Source organism: Polynucleobacter sp. UB-Raua-W9 (assembly GCF_018687435.1).
Classification (GTDB): Bacteria; Pseudomonadota; Gammaproteobacteria; order Burkholderiales; family Burkholderiaceae; genus Polynucleobacter.
On record NZ_CP061290.1, the window covers coordinates 768,453 to 786,474 of the forward strand.

Genomic DNA, 18,022 nt, shown 5'->3' on the forward strand with positions numbered 1-18,022 from the left:
ACAAAAGCGATGAATAAAACCTACCCATCGGCAGTAGATGCTTTGCGAGATATCTTGAATGACGGACAAAAACTGGCTGTTGGCGGCTTTGGTCTATGCGGCATTCCAGAGGCCCTCATTCAGGCAGTAAAGGATTTGGGTGCACAGAATTTGACAGCGATTGCAAATAACGCAGGCGTGGATGGTTTTGGTTTAGGTCTGCTATTGAACTCTCGCCAAGTAAAAAAGATGGTTGCATCTTATGTTGGCGAGAATAAGGAATTTGAGCGTCAGTTTTTAGCTGGTGAGTTAGAGCTTGAATTCACCCCTCAGGGCACCTTAGCAGAAAAATTACGTGCCGGTGGTTGTGGTATTCCTGCTTTTTATACAAAGACTGGTGTTGGTACATTGGTTGCTGAGGGTAAGGAAGTAAAAGAATTTGATGGCGAGAAATACATCATGGAGCGTTCCATCGTTTCAGATATTTCTTTAGTGAAGGCATGGAAGGCAGATAAGTCTGGAAATTTGGTTTATCGGTATACCGCTCGTAACTTCAATCCAGTAGTAGCGATGGCTGGAAAGATAACGGTTGCTGAGGTTGAAGAGATTGTTGAGAACGGCCAACTTCACCCCGATGAAATTCATACCCCAGGAATTTATGTGCACCGTTTAGTGCTGCACAAAACACCTGAGAAGCGAATTGAGCAACGTACCTTGACTGCAAAAGCTTAATTACCCAAAACAGAAGAGCAACAGAACAGAATATTTAGGAAGATTGATATGCCTTGGACTAGAGATGAGATGGCAGCACGTGCTGCCAAAGAACTAAAAGACGGTTATTACGTAAACCTGGGAATCGGGATGCCAACTTTGGTGGCAAACCATGTTCCAAAGGACATGGAAGTGTGGCTCCAGTCAGAAAATGGATTGTTGGGTATTGGCCCATTTCCAACGGAAGAAACCATTGATGCAGATTTAATTAATGCAGGTAAGCAAACAATTACCACCCTCCCTGGCTCATCCATTTTTTCTTCTGCTGACTCTTTCGGCATGATTCGTGGCGGAAAAATTAACATTGCTATTCTGGGTGCGATGCAAGTCAGTGAGCACGGTGACTTAGCTAACTGGATGATTCCAGGAAAAATGGTCAAAGGCATGGGCGGTGCAATGGATTTGGTTGCTGGTGTAAAGCATGTGGTTGTCTTGATGGAGCACGTTGCCAAAAAGAAAGACGGCACAGAAGAGCTCAAGATTCTGCCTAAATGCACATTGCCATTAACGGGCGTGGGCGTGATCAGCCAGATTATTACTGATCTTTGCGTGTTGGATATCACTCCAAAAGGTCTGAAATTGACCGAATTAGCTCCTGGTGTCACCAAAGAAGAGGTAATTGCTAAGACGGGTGCCCCTGTTGATACAGCGGGTTTCTAACTACCGTCATTATTTAATGAAATAATGGGATCACCATGTCGGGATCCCATCATTCACATTCAGTAAAGTCTAGAGTTCAGATGAGCTCAGAAGTAGATCCTTCGCTGCACGCCCATAAAAAGGGTGACGCAAGGCACACCCACAGCAAGCAAGTCTCAAACCAAAATCTGCTTTTAATAGCCCTCGTACTAACTTTGGGTTTTTCAGGCGTAGAGGGTGCCGCCGCGTACTTCGCAAATTCCTTGGCGTTGATCTCTGATGCTGGTCATATGGTGACCGATGCCGCAGCTTTAGGTTTGGCGCTCTTGGCCCAAATTATTTCTCGTCGCCCGCCATCGCCAAAACATTCTTTCGGCTTCGGAAGGGCTGAAGCACTAGCAGCGTTCGTAAATAGTATTGTGATGTTAGCTTTAGTCGTATGGATTGTGTTTGAAGCTATTAGTCGTTTCTATGACCCGCATAAAGTAGACGGCCTCACTGTTACGGTGGTTGCTGCGATCGGCCTTCTCATGAATATCGTCGTGGCCTGGGTGTTGTCACGTGACAAGAAGAGCGTTAATACACGTGCTGCACTTGTTCATGTCATGGGTGACTTGCTCGGATCAGTTGCTGCCTTGATTGCTGGTGTTGTTATTCAGTTAACTGGCTGGATGCCAATTGATGCCATCCTCTCAATCCTGGTTTCCCTTTTAATTCTCAAATCAACGATTTCTATTTTGGGTGAGTCATATCACTTCCTAATGGAGGGTGTTCCTCTGCATATTGATTATTTGCAGGTGGGCAAAGACTTGAGGGGTGTGCCCGGCGTATTGGCTGTTCATGATCTTCATGTTTGGGAGATGACACCAAGCTTTCCTGCATTAATTGGCCATATTGAAATCGCTGAAATGCAAGAGTGGCCGGAAATTATGTCGCGCATCAATGCAATGCTGCTTGACAAGCATGGTATTGACCATGTGACCTTGCAGCCCGAAGTATTTGGCGGAACCGATGAGTATGTTCCAGATGAGAGCGCTCAGGATGAAGCGTATTCAGCCCCAGTGATTCACCAGGGCGACACCTTTTATGTGCAGTGCATGGATGGCGACAGCAATCATCGCATGGCCTATCACGCTTGGGGCAATCCGAGAAATCCAAGAGTCTTGCTCTGCGTTCACGGCTTAACAAGACGCGGTAGCGATTTTAAGACTCTAGCTGAGGCAATGTGCCGCGATTATTACGTAGTCTGCCCAGATGTTGTTGGCAGGGGAGACTCAGATCGTCTCAGTAACCCAATGCAATATGCTGTTCCCCAGTATGTTGCCGATATTGCCCAACTCGTTAAAACACTGGGGGTATCCCAAGTCGATTGGATTGGAACTTCGATGGGCGGCCTAATTGGCATGGTTTATGCAGCAATGCCAAACTCCCCAATTCGTAGAATGTTAATCAATGATGTCGGGCCAAAAATTGAAGCTGAAGCGATCAAACGCCTAGGTTCGTATGTTGGTCAGCCATTTTCATTTGCTAACCGTACTGATGCTTTAAATCGGCTGAACGAAATTTGCGCTACATTTGGTGAGCACACTCCTGATGAGTGGGAAACCTACAACGGCCCAATGCTGATCGAGCGTAATGGCTTATGGATCATGCACTACGATCCTGATATTTCCGTGCCGTTTGCTTCTGTGAACCCCATTATGGCCAAGGCAGGTGAGATGGCAATGTGGCATGCCTTTAAGCAAATTCATATTCCGATGTTGATCGTGCGTGGTGCTGATTCTGACTTACTTTCGGCAGCTACAGTTTCCCAGATGTGCAAAGTCAATCCATACGCTCGTAGCATTGAGATTCCGAACGTGGGTCATGCACCAGCATTTGTGAAAAAAGAACAAATTGCGCTAGCAAAAGAATTCTTTAGTTAAGCTTTGGTTGCCAATGGCAAACGCCTCTAGTAAATCAGAAAAAGTAAGCATATTTACCGATGCTTGGTATGGCGAGCCAGCAGAATCTCATACCACTGGCGTAACCCAAATACTGCAAGCCCTCAACCTAGATGAGGCTACATTAACTGCAGCTAGCAACATTGCGCGTACGCATGGCAAAGATGCCCTCATCAAACTGATTGGTGAAGAGCCGGCAAAGTTATTGATTGGTTATCGCGGCTTACGCCAGGCTCAAGCAAAGTTAGTTCGTGATGATGGTGGTCTCAGTGTCACAGGTCAAGAGGAGATGCTGCGGAAGATGCTTCTAGCATTTGGCGATGATCTTCGTGTTGTCCTGATTTATTTGGCCTCACGCTTACAGACTCTGCGCTGGGTTGCGCAAGAAAAAATGTCTATGCCTGCAGCTTGGGCACAAGAGATTCTCAATATCGATGCTTCGCTGGCTAATCGATTGGGTATCTGGCAAATGAAGTGGGAGATGGAGGACTTGGCATTTAGAGTCATGTCGCCAGATATTTATCGCGATATTGCCAAGATGCTCGATGCCAAAAGAATTGAACGTCAAACCTTTATCGATCGCATTGTTTTGCAGCTTCAAGATGAATTAAAGTTGGCACAGATTGATGGTGAGGTGTTAGGTAGGCCAAAACACATCTACAGCATCTGGAAAAAGATGCAAGGTAAGTCACTCGACTTTGCTGATCTTTATGATGTCAGAGCATTTCGTGTCTTGGTTGCGGATGTGAAATCTTGCTACACAGTATTAGGTATTGTGCATAACGTATGGCAGCCAGTACCTCGTGAGTTTGATGATTACATTGCAAGGCCCAAGCCGAATGGATATCAATCTCTACACACAGTGGTGATGAATGAAGATGGCACTGCCTTTGAGATTCAGGTGCGCACCCAAGAAATGCATCAGCAGGCAGAGTATGGTTTAGCAGCCCATTGGCGCTACAAAGAAGGTGCCTACATTGGAATGGCTACGCCGCCCAATTCAGGGAAGGCAAATAAACCCAGCATCAACCATCAGCAGGGTACTCATAGCGCAGAGGTGGCTTATGAAAGACAAATCGCCTGGGCGAGACAGCTTATCTCCTGGAAAGAAGATGCATGGGAGCAACTCAAGCATCATGAGATAGATCATCATATTTATGTGCTAACCCCTTTAGGTAAAGTGATTTCTCTGGAGAAAGGATCTACGCCAGTTGATTTTGCTTATGCAGTACATACCAGCCTGGGGCATCGTTGTAGAGGTGCGCGAGTAGATGGTGCAATGGTTCCCCTGGAGACGGCATTGCAAAATGGTCAAACTATTGAGATCGTTGCAGTCAAGCATGGGGGTCCATCACGAGATTGGATTAGCCCAGATAAGCACTATTTACGCTCGCATAGAGCACGCTCTAGAGTACGCGCTTGGTTTAATGCCCTTGATGATGAGGAAGCAGGCCTTTCAACAAAACCTCCAGAAAATAAAGTTGAAGTTAGCGCAGAAGAAAAGACGCCTACACCAGAAATTATTTTGCGCAATAGCACTCGCAAAGCTGGACAAAGCGGCGATGTCTTAGTTGTCGGCGTGGATTCTTTGCTGACGCAATTAGCGCGTTGCTGCAGGCCAGTGCCTCCAGATGCAATTGCAGGTTTTGTGACTCAGGGTCGAGGGGTCTCGATTCATCGGCGCTCTTGCAAAACCTTTAGAGGGCTTTTGGAGCGAGCACCAGAGCGGGTTATTCAAACTGCCTGGACTGCCGCTACCAACAAAACTGCGGAGAATGATCAAAAGAGGGTGTTCCCGGCTGATTTAGTAGTAACTGGTTTGGATCGCCAAGATTTGATGCGCGAGCTCTTTGAAATTCTGACTCGGCAAGGTGTCCATGTGATTGATTTGCGCAAATCTGCTAAAAAAGGCCTCGCCCAGATCCTTTTAACGCTAGAGGTAAAGGATTCTGAGGTACTACGCTCAGTTCAAAATAGCCTAGAGGAGGTTAAAGGGGTCACCCAAGTGCGTCGCCGGTGATAAACTCTATGGCTGTATAGGCTCGTAGCTCAGCTGGTTAGAGCACCACCTTGACATGGTGGGGGTCGTTGGTTCGAGTCCAATCGAGCCTACCAACGAATAAGACCCAAAGGGGAAACCCAAGGCGCGGATGCCCATAAGCTGCCGCGCTTTATTTTTAGGTCATAGTAGTAAAACAGAAGTTCAGTCAATAAGATGGAGTCGTCATGCTTGTAGTTACTCTGCCCGATGGATCAAAACGTGAGTTTGAGGACCCAGTCCGCGTAGCGGATGTTGCTCAAAGCATTGGTAGCGGTCTTGCAAAAGCAGCCCTTGGCGGCATTGTTGATGGCAAGATGGTTGATACCAGTTTTGTAATCGATAAAGATAGTCAGCTCGCCATCATCACCGACAAGAGTCCTGAAGCACTTGAGATTGTTCGTCACTCAACCGCTCACTTATTGGCATACGCTGTTAAAGAATTATTTCCAGAAGCGCAAGTGACCATTGGTCCAGTGATAGAGAATGGTTTCTATTACGACTTCTCTTATCATCGCCCGTTTACTCCAGATGATTTGGTTGCGCTTGAGAAAAAAATGACTGAGCTCGCTAAAAAAGATGAACCAGTCATTCGCACGGTGATGCCGCGCGACGATGCGGTAAAGTTTTTCAAAGATCAAGGTGAGAATTACAAGGCAGAATTGATTGCCGCTATTCCGCAAGGCGAGGATGTTTCCTTGTATGCCGAAGGTAAGTTCACCGATCTATGTCGAGGACCTCATGTGCCATCGACCGGTAAACTAAAAGTATTTAAGCTGCAAAGCGTTGCTGGCGCTTACTGGCGTGGTGATAGCAAGAATGAGATGTTGCAGCGTATTTATGGTACTGCCTGGCTGCACAAAGAAGATCAAGATGCTTACTTGCATATGTTAGAAGAAGCTGAGAAGCGTGATCACCGACGTCTTGGCAAGTTACTTGACCTCTTTCATTTTCAATCGGAAGCTCCCGGACTCATTTTCTGGCATCCAAAAGGTTGGTCAATTTGGCAAGAAGTTGAGCAATACATGCGACGTGTGTATCAGCAAGAAGGCTATCAGGAAGTAAAGGCGCCGCAGATTCTGGATCGTGGTCTTTGGGAAAAATCTGGGCACTGGGAAAACTATAAAGAAAACATGTTCACTACTGAGTCGGAAAATCGCGCTTATGCATTAAAGCCGATGAACTGCCCTGGCCATGTACAGATTTATAACTCTGGCTTGCATAGCTATCGTGAGTTGCCACTTCGTTTTGGTGAGTTTGGTCAGTGTCACCGCAATGAACCATCCGGTGCATTGCATGGTTTGATGCGCGTTCGCGGTTTTACTCAAGATGATGGCCATATTTTCTGTACCGAAGATCAGATTCAGTCAGAGGTTGCCCAGTTTGACAAAGCGGTGCGCGCTGTTTACCAAGATTTTGGCTTTACTGAAGTTGCTGTGAAGCTGGCTTTGCGTCCGGCAAAGCGCGTTGGTGATGATGCTATTTGGGATAAAGCGGAAGAGGCCCTGCGTGGCGCCTTAAAGGCTTCTGGCCAAGAATGGGAAGAGTTACCAGGCGAGGGTGCTTTTTACGGCCCGAAGATCGAATATCACCTCAAGGACTCAATTGGGCGTACTTGGCAGTGTGGCACGATTCAGGTAGATTTTTCAATGCCAGCCCGTTTAGGAGCTGAATATGTGGCTGAAGACAATAGTCGCAAGACCCCAGTAATGCTTCATAGAGCAATTGTGGGCTCTTTGGAGCGTTTTATCGGTATATTGATTGAAAACCACGCAGGAAACATGCCAGTTTGGCTTGCTCCGACCCAGGCGGTAGTCCTGAATATCTCCGGAAATTCTGCTGCATATGCACAACAAGTGCAGCAATTGCTGAAAAAACAAGGGTTTAGAGTCGAATCGGATTTGCGGAATGAGAAAATTACGTATAAAATACGCGAGCACGCATTACAGAAGACCCCATTTTTGCTGGTTGTAGGGGATAAAGAGTCTGAAAGTAATACGGTGGCCGTTCGTGCCCGTGGCGGAGTGGATTTAGGTGTAATGCCTCTTGATGCCTTCGTTGCCCGACTCCAGCAGGATATATCCCAGAAAGTCGGACCCGAGCCTAGCTAGGGTTAGAACGGTTTTTATTGTTTTTTTAAAGGAATTAAGAAGATCGCTACTGAAAAATTGCAGCGCATTAACCGGGAAATTACTGCTCCTGAAGTGCGTTTGATTGGAATTGATGGAGAGCCCATCGGTGTAGTTAAGTTGAGTGAAGCCTTGGCGGCAGCAGAAGAGAAAGAGACCGATTTGGTTGAAATTGCTCCGACAGCCGAACCACCTGTAGTCCGGATTATGGACTTCGGCAAATTCAAGTACCAAGAAGCCAAGCGTCAGCATGAAGCAAAGCTGAAGCAAAAGGTGATTCAAGTGAAGGAAGTTAAATTCCGTCCTGGCACAGATGATGGTGATTATGGTGTGAAGCTACGCAATCTAATCCGCTTTTTGGAAGATGGCGATAAGACAAAGATTACGCTGCGGTTTCGGGGTCGCGAAATGGCCCACCAAGAAATCGGAGCAAGAATGTTGGAACGTTTGAAGTTGGATCTGCAAGAGCATGGCCAAGTTGAACAGTTTCCAAAAATGGAAGGCCGTCAGATGGTGATGGTACTGGCCCCCATTCGTAAGGCTAAGTAAAAAGAAAATTCTTAGGAGTTCTCTTTTTCTTATGTAGGGAGGCATTCTTAGTGAATAACTAAGATGCTGGCAGTTTGAAGTGCTTCTGGGTACAGGAAGAGTAACCGTCGGTTACCACCTATGTTGCACAAGTGAATGAAGGGGTGCTTTATGCCCAAGATGAAGAGCAAGAGTAGCGCTAAAAAGCGCTTCACGGTTCGCGCAGGCGGAACGATTAAACGAGGTCAGGCTTTCAAACGCCATATCCTCACCAAGAAGACCACAAAGAATAAGCGTCATTTGCGTGGTTCCACCGAAGTTGCGAAAGCTGACGTTAAGTCAATTCGCTCCATGCTTCCTTACGCTTAACCTCAGACTAGATTAGGAGAATTAAATGCCAAGAGTCAAACGTGGGGTTACAGCAAGAGCCCGTCATAAAAAAATCACTGATGCCGCAACAGGTTATCGCGGTCGTCGTAAAAACGTATTCCGTATTGCTAAGCAAGCGGTTATGCGTGCTGGTCAATATGCATATCGTGACCGTCGCAACAAGAAACGTGTATTCCGCGCTTTGTGGATTGCTCGTATCAACGCGGCAGTTCGTCAGCATGACATGACCTATAGCGTATTCATGAATGGTATGAAGAAAGCGTCAATCGATCTCGATCGTAAAGTGCTTTCTGATATGGCCATTGCTGACAAAGCGGCTTTTGCTGCTTTGGTTACTCGGATCAAATCCGTAGTAAACGCTGCAGCTTAATCTTAGTTTTTTAAACTAAGCTGCAATGGTTTCTCTCGACCACATTGTCGAGGATGCTAAACGTGATTTCCTCGGAGCTGCCGATGCGGCAGCTCTTGAGGACGCGAAAGCCAAGTATCTCGGTAAATCAGGTGTTCTCACTGAGCGTCTAAAAGCGCTTGGTGGAATGTCGCCTGAGGAGCGTAAGAGTGCTGGCGCCCACATTAATCAAATCAAAACCCAGGTAGAAGCTGCATTGCAAGAGCGTCGCCAAGCGTTGGCTGATGCAGTGTTGATGCAACGCCTAGCTGCGGAGTCTATTGATGTTTCCATGCCTGGTCGTGGCCAAGCAGTTGGTAGCTTGCATCCTGTGATGCGTACCTGGGAACGTGTTGAAGAGATCTTTCGCTCAATTGGTTTTGATGTAGCTGATGGCCCTGAGATTGAAACCGATTGGTTTAATTTCACCGCCTTAAATAGTCCTGAGAATCATCCTGCCCGTTCAATGCAGGATACTTTTTATATTGACGGCAAAGATAGCAGTGGAAAACCTTTGTTGTTGCGTACCCATACCAGCCCAATCCAAGTTCGTTATGCCAGTGAGCATGTGAAGAAATATGCCCATGCAAATGTGATGCCTCCAATTAAAGTAATCGCCCCCGGAAGAACCTACCGTGTGGATAGTGATGCCACCCATTCACCAATGTTTCATCAGGTTGAGGGTTTGTGGATAGCAGAGAATGTTTCCTTTGCAGATCTCAAGGGCGTCTATACCGACTTCTTGAGAACCTTCTTTGAAACAAACGAATTACAAGTGCGCTTCCGTCCATCCTATTTTCCTTTTACAGAACCTTCTGCTGAAATTGATATGGCTTTTGGCAATGGAAAACTTGCTGGTCGCTGGTTGGAAATCTCTGGAGCAGGGCAGGTTCATCCCAATGTATTACGCAATATGGGTATTGATCCAGAGCGTTACACCGGTTTTGCATTTGGGTCTGGCTTGGAGCGCTTAACGATGTTGCGTTACGGAGTAGATGATTTGCGCCTCTTCTTCGAAAACGATCTCCGTTTCTTGGCGCAGTTCCCTGCATAACAAATTATTCATTAAGAAATCTTAGATCGCGCTATGCAATTTTCTGAATCTTGGCTCCGTCAGTATGTGAACCCCTCACTCGATAGTGATGCATTGGGTCATGCAATGACAATGGCCGGTTTAGAGGTGGAAGAGCAACATTCGGTTGCGCCTGTATTTACCAAAATCGTGATTGCGCAGATTTTGTCTGCTGAGCAGCATCCCGACGCAGACCGTTTGCGTGTCTGTAAAGTCGATGCTGGGACTGGTCAAGAATTACAAATTGTTTGCGGTGCACCCAATGCCCGCGCTGGTATCAAGATTCCTTCTGCCATGGTTGGCGCTGAACTTCCTCCGGCAGAAGTAGGCGGAAAGCCATTCATGATCAAAGTAGGTAAGTTACGTGGTGTAGAAAGTCAGGGCATGTTGTGCTCTGGTCGCGAGCTTGGTCTAGGTGATGATCATGAAGGTATCTTAGAGTTACCGGCAGATGCACCGATTGGTAAAGACATTCGCGAGTACCTAGATCTAGATGATCAAATTTTTGTGATTAAGTTAACGCCCAATAAGGCGGATTGCCTTTCTCTTATGGGAATAGCGCGAGAAGTATCTGCAATTACTGGTGCAGCACTTTGTGCTCCTAAATGGAATGTGCCAGCAGTATCATTCGATGAGAAGCGTAAGGTCATAGTAGAAAATAAAGAACTCTGCGGACGTTTTGCAGGTCGAGTAATTCGCGGCGTGAACCCACAGGCAAAAACACCGGATTGGATTGTGCAACGTCTTGTACGTGCCGGCCAAAGAAGTATTTCTGCATTAGTGGATCTATCTAACTATGTGATGTTAGAAATGGGTCAGCCTACACATGTATTTGATATTGATAAATTGAATGGCGATATCACAGTGCGTTGGGCTAAAGCAGGGGAAATTCTTGAACTATTAAATGGTCAGACGGTGACTTTACAAGGCCCAGACTCTGCAGGCAAGATGCAGGATGCTGGTGTAGTTGCTGACCAATCGGGTCCAGTGGCTCTTGCAGGGATCATGGGCGGTAATCATTGCGCTGTATCTGATGTCACCAAGAATATCTATGTAGAAGCAGCCTATTGGCTTCCTTCGGCTATTCAGGGACGCGCGCGTCGCTTTAATTTTAGTACCGATGCTGCTCATCGCTTTGAGCGTGGCGTAGACCCGCAAAATACTGTCAATTGCCTTGAATATCTTTCCTCTTTAATTTTAGAGGTGTGCGGTGGCCAAGCGGGCCCAGTAGATGACCAGGTTTTAAACCTACCAGAGCGTAAAGCTGTGAAAATGCGGCTGGCCCGCGCTCAAAAAGTGATCGGCATTCCGCTCACAAATACAATTGTTGGCGATGTCTTTCAGCGTTTAGGTTTCGATTTTAAGCAAGATAGCGATGCATTTGTAGTCATGCCTCCAAGCTATCGGTTTGATATTGAAATCGAAGAAGATTTGATTGAAGAAGTCGCACGTATGTACGGCTTTGAAAATATTCCTGATATTCCTCCAGTTGCCTCTTTGAAAATGAGTGCTAAGGCAGAGGCAAAGCGCGGGATTCATTTATTGCGCCAGCGTTTTGCTTTGCAAGGCTATCAAGAAGCTGTGAATTTTGGATTTACTGATCTTGAAAGTGAAAAACGACTGACTGGTGTTGCCCAGAAAGATGTCATTGCCGTTCTCAATCCAATTGCCAGCCAATATGGGGTAATGCGTAGCACCCTATGGGGTGGATTGTTAAATAACCTCAAAGCCAATTTGAACCGTGGTGCAGGTCGTGTGCGCTTGTTCGAGGCTGGCCGGGTATTTATGCGTGATTCTAGCGTCCAAGAGGAGCCTGGTAAGGTGGCCGGCTTTAATCAGCCACAGAAGGTGGGCGGCTTGGCTTATGGCTCTTTCGTGCCAGAGCAGTGGGCAAGCGCTAATCGAGTTGTGGATTTCTTTGATGTGAAGGGCGATCTTGAGAGGGCTTTAGATCCTCTGCAGTTTGTAACTGAGGCCGGCCAACACCCCGCTTTGCATCCGGGCCGCTCAGCACAGATATTCTTAAAAACAATCTCAGGAAAGACTGTAGTTGGTTGGATTGGTGAATTACACCCCGGTTTACAGCAAAGCTATGAGTTGCCGCAAGCACCAGTTCTATTTGAGTTAGATTTGGACCTCATTAGAGACTTAGGCTTGCCTCAGCCAGAGGAGCTCAGCAAGTTCCCAGCAGTGCAACGTGATTTGGCTTTGGTAGTTAAACAAAATGTTTCTGCGCAATCTTTACTGGATGCAATGGCAGCCAGTAAGCAGAAATTCGTACGTACCATTGAGCTGTTTGATGAGTTCAAGCCAAAGTCAGGATCCAGCAGTATGGCTGATGATGAAAAGAGTTTAGCTTTCCGCGTAACCCTTCTAAATACGCAGGAAACATTACAGGATCCCCAAATTGATGCAGTTATGGCAGCTTTATTGGATGCCGTAGAAAAAAAGTGCGCGGCTCGTCTGCGCTAGGTTTAGTATTAGGTAAATATCAAAAAGCTTTTGAAGAGACTAGCAATGAGTGAAATCAATATCAACGACACCGTTACCAAGAACGAACTATCCGAAGCACTCTTCGATCAGGTTGGTCTCAATAAGCGTGAAGCAAAAGATATGATTGACGCTTTTTTTGATCGCATTGGTCAATCTCTTGAGTCTGGCGTTGAAGTGAAGATCTCCGGCTTTGGTAATTTCCAGTTGCGCAATAAATCGGCTCGTCCTGGCCGAAACCCAAAGACAGGACAAATGATTCCGATAGCGGCAAGACGTGTAGTTACTTTTCATGCAAGTCAAAAGCTTAAAGATGTAGTGGAGTCACATGCTCGAGAAATCCGAGTTTGATGCTAGCTCGGCGTTACCGAGCTCTCAACTTCCCCCGATCCCGGCCAAGCGATATTTCACTATTGGTGAAGTTGCAGAATTGTGCGGCGTCCGCTCCCACGTATTGCGTTATTGGGAGCAGGAGTTCTCACAGCTAAGCCCACAGAAACGACGGGGCAATCGCCGCTATTACCAGCACCATGAAGTAGTGTTGATTCGTAAAATCAGAGCACTGCTTTATGAAGAAGGTTTTACTATTAGTGGCGCCAGAAATCGCCTGGATGAAGTGCGCGGCGAACTACGCCTCCGCGATGAGTTGCAGGCGGTTTTGCAAATTCTGTCCAAATAGTTACTGATACAATTTTGTCTCTTGTCGGGGCGTAGCGCAGCCTGGTAGCGTACATGCATGGGGTGCATGTGGTCGGAGGTTCAAATCCTCTCGCCCCGACCACCTATCTCTAGCCTTTTTATTGACCCCAAATGAGCTCATCAAACCCCACTCCAAAAATACAAGATAGAACTAGCTTCTTTGGCTTAGATATTCCTTTTCTTGACCATTTGGGCGTTGTTCCCGAATATGCGGAGAATGGCAAGTCACGGATTAGCCTTGTGCTCAAACCCGAATTTACCAATAGCTTTCAAGTTGCTCATGGAGGCCTAGTCATGACTTTGCTCGATTTTGCGATGGCGGCTGCCGCGCGAAGTGCCGCTAAACATCCTTTGGGGGTTATCACTATTGATATGACGACTAGCTTCTTGCGACCGAGCGTTGGCAGTATCGTGGTGGAGGGGAGTGTATTAAAGGCTGGTAAGACCGTGAATTATTGTGAAGCGGTGGTATTAAATGATGCCGGTGAGATCACTGCGAAGGCGAGCGGTACATTCATATTGAGAAAGTAGCATCTCTAGTAGATTCTTTATAATCGATAATAATATTTATAACTATTATATTGATTAATATAATAGTTGATTTTATTAACCTTCAAATTTTAGGTTATTAACATATTGCTTAAATGATTAATTCATATATAATTAATCCATAAATAGCTTAATAGATTTTAATTTAGCTATTCAAAATCACCCTATTTGGAGAAAAATATACATGTCTTCTTATAAAGACTTATTAGCTCAGCGTGAGCAGTTGGATAAACAGATTAAAGAGGCAATCGCTCTAGAAAAAGCCGATGGAATTGCTAAGGCTAAAGTGATTATTGAGCAATATGGACTTAATGCTTCGGACTTATTTAGTCGTAAAGCGGGCACAAAGAGTGCTGGCGGCAAGGTGGCCCCTAAATACCGCAACCCATCAACAGGCGAAACCTGGACCGGTCGTGGCAAGGCTCCGAAGTGGATTGATGGCAAAGATCGTGCTAACTACCTGATTTAATTCCATGATTTAACTGCTACATCTAAAAAGGCCGCTCATGCGGCCTTTTTAAGGTCAATAGCCTATTAGGCGCATTTCTTGGCCAGTGCCTCTATAAAAATGGGCTCCAATAATTCATGCCGGCTGCCTTGGGGCCATGATTGATCCACCTCGATATTGGTTGCAGGGTAGCCAAAAATAAGCGGATTATGGTCAATGAGACCATTTTCGAGCTCTTGTTGGATATTTTCTGTGAATTGGGCTCGATTACTATTGTTTTCATCTGCAAGGGCTAGGACGCCCGGGTGCAGCTTGATAAAACCTTCATCTACAAGTATAGGAATCCCCTGTGTGTCCTTGTTTTTACTCAGATAATGGATTAGATGGACCTGTTCAACTGGTGGTATTAATGCATCTAAAAAGATCAAATCAGGCGCAATGGATACTGCCTTCATTAAGCCTTCCAAGCTATCAATAGCCACCTCCATCTCTACCTTTAATTGCCAATCTCTAATTGATTCGAGGAGGGTTTGGCTATTTTCAGCCCTACGAAATATGCCCATGGCAATACAGTTTTGACTGGTCTTTTGTCGCATAGCTCTTTTTCTACGTTGGAGTTGCTGCTCTAGTGAGCTAGCCAATATTCTTCTGTGCCCCCCGCGCGTCTTCCAGGCAATTAATTCACCTAATTCCACCATTTTTTGAACGGTTCCAAGCGATACCTGCAAAATCTTGGCGCTTTGTCTGGTACTGAGATATTCCATATCCGGAGTAACGGTTTTCATATTTCCCTTAATTTCATTAATTCATTTGAAGATTTAGAGAATAAAAATCAAACTCCAGGGAATCTGTCAGTCAATCTTGAAAGCCAAGTAGGAAAGTTCTTATTAATTCGCTTTACATGGGGAAATACCCCAAAACCCGGATCAATCAGGGAAAGCCCTTTATCTAGCAATGGTCAATCGTGTTAAATTACTAAGGTAGTAACAGTATTTGCACAGATCAATTCGTGAGACGGTACAGCCGCGTAACGGATGGTTATAACCACAGTTTTTAATCGGGAAACCCGATGAAAGGTGAGCATCATGATGCAGGAATCAAGAGATAACTCTTATCTCTTTGGCGGTAACGCACCCTACGTAGAGGAACTCTACGAATCTTACTTGCACGATCCGGCTTCTGTTGCTGATCATTGGCGAGCTTATTTTGATAACGTGAAACAAGTCCCTGCGGTCGATGGTTCATCTCGAACCGACATTGCACATGCGCCTATCGTTGCCTCTTTTGCAGAGCGCGCTAAGCAAGGGCCTATCAGAACGATTTCTGATTCGGCTGACTCTGAGCTCGGACGTAAACGCGTTGCCGTTCAGCAATTAATTGCCGCGTATCGTAACGTGGGTAACCGCTGGGCGAATATTGACCCATTGAAGCGCACTGAGCGCCAAGACATTCCTGAATTAGATCCCGCTTTTTATGGATTCACTGATGGCGATATGGATATCGTCTTCAACACAAGCAATACCTTCTTCGGCAAATCCGATATGTCCTTGCGTGATTTATTGCAAGCATTGCGGGAAACCTACTGCGGCACGATCGGTGCCGAGTTTATGTATATTGCCGATCAAAAGATTAAGAAGTGGTGGCAAGAGAAGTTAGAGTCTATTCGCTCAACCCCCCAATTTAATGTGGATGAGATGCGCCAAATTCTGGATCGCGTAACAGCGGCAGAAGGCTTGGAGCGTTATCTGCAGGCTAAATATGTTGGTCAAAAGCGCTTCTCCCTTGAGGGTGGAGAAAGCTTCATCGCCTGTATGGACGAACTTATTCGTGATGCCGGCTCTAAAGGTGTTCAAGAGATTGTGATTGGCATGGCTCACCGTGGCCGTCTTAATGTTCTGATCAACACTTTGGGCAAGATGCCAAAAGAATTGTTTGCGGAGTTTGAACACAAGGGTCCAGAAACATTGCCTGCGGGTGATGTGAAGTACCACCAAGGTTTCTCAAGCGACATCTCCACGCCAGGAGGTCCAGTTCACTTATCCTTAGCCTTTAACCCATCCCATTTGGAAATCGTGAACCCGGTAGTTGAAGGTTCTGCACGTGCTCGTATGGAGCGTCGTGGCGATATGTTGGGTGAACAAGTGATGCCAGTCTTGGTGCACGGCGATGCTGCGATTGCAGGGCAGGGCGTGATGCAAGAGACTTTGGCAATGTCAGAGGTTCGAGGTTATTCCACGGGCGGCACAGTCCACATTGTGATCAACAATCAAATTGGCTTTACAACGTCTGATCCACGTGACTTGCGTTCAAGCTTGTATTGCACCGACATCATGAAGATTGTGGATGCACCTGTATTACATGTGAATGGTGATGATCCTGAGGCGGTAGTTTTGGCTACCAAATTAGCACTCGAGTTCCGCATGAAGTTTCACAAGGATGTAGCGATTGATATCGTATGCTTCCGTAAGCTTGGTCACAACGAGCAAGATACACCAGCAATGACGCAGCCCTTGATGTACAAAATTATTGCTGCTCACCCTGGTACGCGTAAGGTGTATGCCGATAAGCTAGAAGCCCAAGGCGTCTTGCCAGTCGGTACCGGCGATTTGATGGTGAAAGAGTACCGTGCTGCAATGGACGAAGGTAAACAGACTTCTGATCCGGTATTGAGCAACTTCAAAGGTAAGTTCGCAGTCGATTGGATTCCTTTCTTGAATAAGAAATGGACCGATGAATCTGACACCGCCATTCCATTGACAGAATGGAAGCGTTTGGCTGAGAAGATTTCGACCATTCCTCAAAATTTCAAAGCCCATCCATTAGTTGCGAAGGTCTATAACGATCGCGCAGCAATGGGGCGAGGTGAGGTAAATGTTGACTGGGGTATGGGTGAACATATGGCTTTTGCCTCCTTGGTTGCCAGTGGCTACCCAGTGCGTTTATCCGGAGAAGATAGCGGTCGCGGTACCTTTACACATCGTCATGCGGTATTGCATGAACAGGATCGTGAAAAGTGGGATACCGGCACGCATATTGCTCTTCAACACGTTGCTAAAGATCAGGCGCCGTTTGTGGTGATTGACTCGATTCTTTCTGAGGAGGCGGTTCTCGGCTTTGAATATGGTTATGCAGCAGCAGAACCGAACACCCTAACCATTTGGGAAGCCCAGTTCGGCGACTTTGCTAACGGTGCACAAGTGGTGATTGACCAGTTCATCGCTTCTGGTGAGGTGAAGTGGGGTCGTGCTAATGGCCTTGTCATGATGCTGCCTCATGGTTACGAAGGTCAAGGTCCAGAGCATTCATCCGCACGTTTAGAGCGCTTCATGCAATTATGCGCCGATACAAATATGCAGGTGATTCAACCGACTACTGCATCACAGATCTTCCACGTATTGCGCCGTCAAATGATTCGTCAGTTCCGCAAGCCGCTGATCTTGATGACGCCAAAATCATTACTTCGTAATAAAGAGGCTGCCTCTCCTTTGTCAGAATTTACAAAGGGTGGATTTCAGACCATTATTGGCGAGCGCGATGACGCGATCGATGCTAAACAGGTCACGCGTTTGATTATGTGTTCGGGTAAGGTTTATTACGATTTGGTGAAGCAGCGTACTGAGAATAAGATTGCTGATGTCGCCATCATTCGTCTAGAGCAGCTCTATCCGTTTCCACATAAAGCATTGACCGCTGAACTCAAGAAATATCCAAAACTAGAAGAGGTGATTTGGTGTCAGGATGAACCACAAAACCAAGGTGCTTGGTTCTTTGTCCAACACAACATTTTGGAAAACATGTCTGATGGTATGAAGTTGGCTTATGCAGGTCGTCCCGCATCTGCTTCGCCTGCTTGCGGTTATGCACATCTCCATCAAGAACAGCAGAAGTCTTTACTGAATGCGGCATTTGCCAAACTAAAAGGTTACGTGATTACGAAATAACCGTCGTCACAACTCAAC

16 protein-coding genes and 2 tRNA genes are annotated in these 18,022 nt (G+C 46.3%); 17 read left to right on the top strand and 1 reads right to left on the bottom strand.

Features of this window, described 5'->3' with window-relative positions; all coding sequences use genetic code 11:
* Window positions 1-9 precede the first annotated feature (9 nt).
* The 16 genes from AOC07_RS03965 to AOC07_RS04040 all read left to right on the top strand — a co-directional run bounded on the left by AOC07_RS03965 (window position 10) and on the right by AOC07_RS04040 (window position 14,084).
* On the top strand, window positions 10-711 hold the full coding sequence (locus tag AOC07_RS03965) for a CoA transferase subunit A (RefSeq protein ID WP_215294092.1): 702 nt from the start codon (window positions 10-12) through the stop codon (window positions 709-711).
* 48 nt (window positions 712-759) lie between these two features.
* On the top strand, window positions 760-1,410 hold the full coding sequence (locus AOC07_RS03970; RefSeq protein ID WP_215294093.1) for a CoA transferase subunit B: 651 nt from the start codon (window positions 760-762) through the stop codon (window positions 1,408-1,410).
* An 80-nt stretch (window positions 1,411-1,490) separates the two neighbouring features.
* A complete protein-coding gene (locus AOC07_RS09460) occupies window positions 1,491-3,314 on the top strand; it encodes an alpha/beta fold hydrolase (RefSeq protein WP_215358247.1) in 1,824 nt (607 codons plus the stop codon).
* Window positions 3,315-3,327: 13 nt separating this feature from the next.
* Window positions 3,328-5,352, top strand: coding sequence for a bifunctional (p)ppGpp synthetase/guanosine-3',5'-bis(diphosphate) 3'-pyrophosphohydrolase (locus tag AOC07_RS03980; RefSeq protein ID WP_215358249.1), 2,025 nt, complete (start codon window positions 3,328-3,330; stop codon window positions 5,350-5,352).
* Between the two features lie 18 nt (window positions 5,353-5,370).
* Window positions 5,371-5,447: transfer RNA gene (locus AOC07_RS03985), tRNA-Val, on the top strand.
* Window positions 5,448-5,558: 111 nt separating this feature from the next.
* Entirely contained in the window at window positions 5,559-7,481 is a 1,923-nt protein-coding gene (gene thrS, locus AOC07_RS03990; protein WP_215358250.1) for a threonine--tRNA ligase, read from the top strand.
* Window positions 7,482-7,523: 42 nt separating this feature from the next.
* Window positions 7,524-8,048, top strand: a complete 525-nt coding sequence (gene infC, locus AOC07_RS03995; protein WP_201721516.1) for a translation initiation factor IF-3 — start codon at window positions 7,524-7,526, stop codon at window positions 8,046-8,048.
* Between the two features lie 150 nt (window positions 8,049-8,198).
* Window positions 8,199-8,396 carry a 50S ribosomal protein L35 gene (gene rpmI / locus AOC07_RS04000; RefSeq protein ID WP_011902674.1) on the top strand — a complete coding sequence of 66 codons (198 nt, stop codon included), beginning with the start codon at window positions 8,199-8,201 and terminating at the stop codon, window positions 8,394-8,396.
* 25 nt (window positions 8,397-8,421) lie between these two features.
* Window positions 8,422-8,787, top strand: a complete 366-nt coding sequence (rplT, locus tag AOC07_RS04005) for a 50S ribosomal protein L20 (RefSeq protein WP_215294097.1) — start codon at window positions 8,422-8,424, stop codon at window positions 8,785-8,787.
* A 25-nt stretch (window positions 8,788-8,812) separates the two neighbouring features.
* The gene (pheS, locus tag AOC07_RS04010; RefSeq protein ID WP_215358251.1) at window positions 8,813-9,859 is read left to right on the top strand and encodes a phenylalanine--tRNA ligase subunit alpha; all 1,047 of its coding nucleotides are present in this window, start codon (window positions 8,813-8,815) and stop codon (window positions 9,857-9,859) included.
* A gap of 33 nt (window positions 9,860-9,892) precedes the next feature.
* Complete coding sequence (pheT, locus tag AOC07_RS04015) at window positions 9,893-12,349, top strand: phenylalanine--tRNA ligase subunit beta (RefSeq protein ID WP_215358252.1); 2,457 nt, start codon at window positions 9,893-9,895, stop codon at window positions 12,347-12,349.
* A 45-nt stretch (window positions 12,350-12,394) separates the two neighbouring features.
* On the top strand, window positions 12,395-12,718 hold the full coding sequence (locus tag AOC07_RS04020; protein ID WP_215294100.1) for an integration host factor subunit alpha: 324 nt from the start codon (window positions 12,395-12,397) through the stop codon (window positions 12,716-12,718).
* Complete coding sequence (locus AOC07_RS04025; RefSeq protein WP_215294101.1) at window positions 12,696-13,046, top strand: MerR family transcriptional regulator; 351 nt, start codon at window positions 12,696-12,698, stop codon at window positions 13,044-13,046. Before AOC07_RS04020 ends, AOC07_RS04025 begins: the two co-directional genes overlap by 23 nt.
* 25 nt (window positions 13,047-13,071) lie before the next feature.
* Window positions 13,072-13,148 (top strand) — tRNA-Pro (locus tag AOC07_RS04030).
* 29 nt (window positions 13,149-13,177) lie between these two features.
* Window positions 13,178-13,597, top strand: coding sequence for a PaaI family thioesterase (locus AOC07_RS04035; RefSeq protein ID WP_215358253.1), 420 nt, complete (start codon window positions 13,178-13,180; stop codon window positions 13,595-13,597).
* 202 nt (window positions 13,598-13,799) lie between these two features.
* Entirely contained in the window at window positions 13,800-14,084 is a 285-nt protein-coding gene (locus AOC07_RS04040; RefSeq protein ID WP_215294103.1) for an H-NS family nucleoid-associated regulatory protein, read from the top strand.
* A gap of 65 nt (window positions 14,085-14,149) precedes the next feature.
* Here the strand turns inward: AOC07_RS04040 and AOC07_RS04045 are convergent, their stop codons facing one another.
* The gene (locus tag AOC07_RS04045) at window positions 14,150-14,791 is read right to left on the bottom strand and encodes a DNA-binding protein (RefSeq protein ID WP_251371727.1); all 642 of its coding nucleotides are present in this window, start codon (window positions 14,789-14,791) and stop codon (window positions 14,150-14,152) included.
* Window positions 14,792-15,148: 357 nt separating this feature from the next.
* On the opposite strand from AOC07_RS04045, the gene AOC07_RS04050 reads away from it, so the two are divergent.
* Window positions 15,149-18,004 carry a 2-oxoglutarate dehydrogenase E1 component gene (locus tag AOC07_RS04050; protein ID WP_215358256.1) on the top strand — a complete coding sequence of 952 codons (2,856 nt, stop codon included), beginning with the start codon at window positions 15,149-15,151 and terminating at the stop codon, window positions 18,002-18,004.
* Window positions 18,005-18,022: the final 18 nt, after the last annotated feature.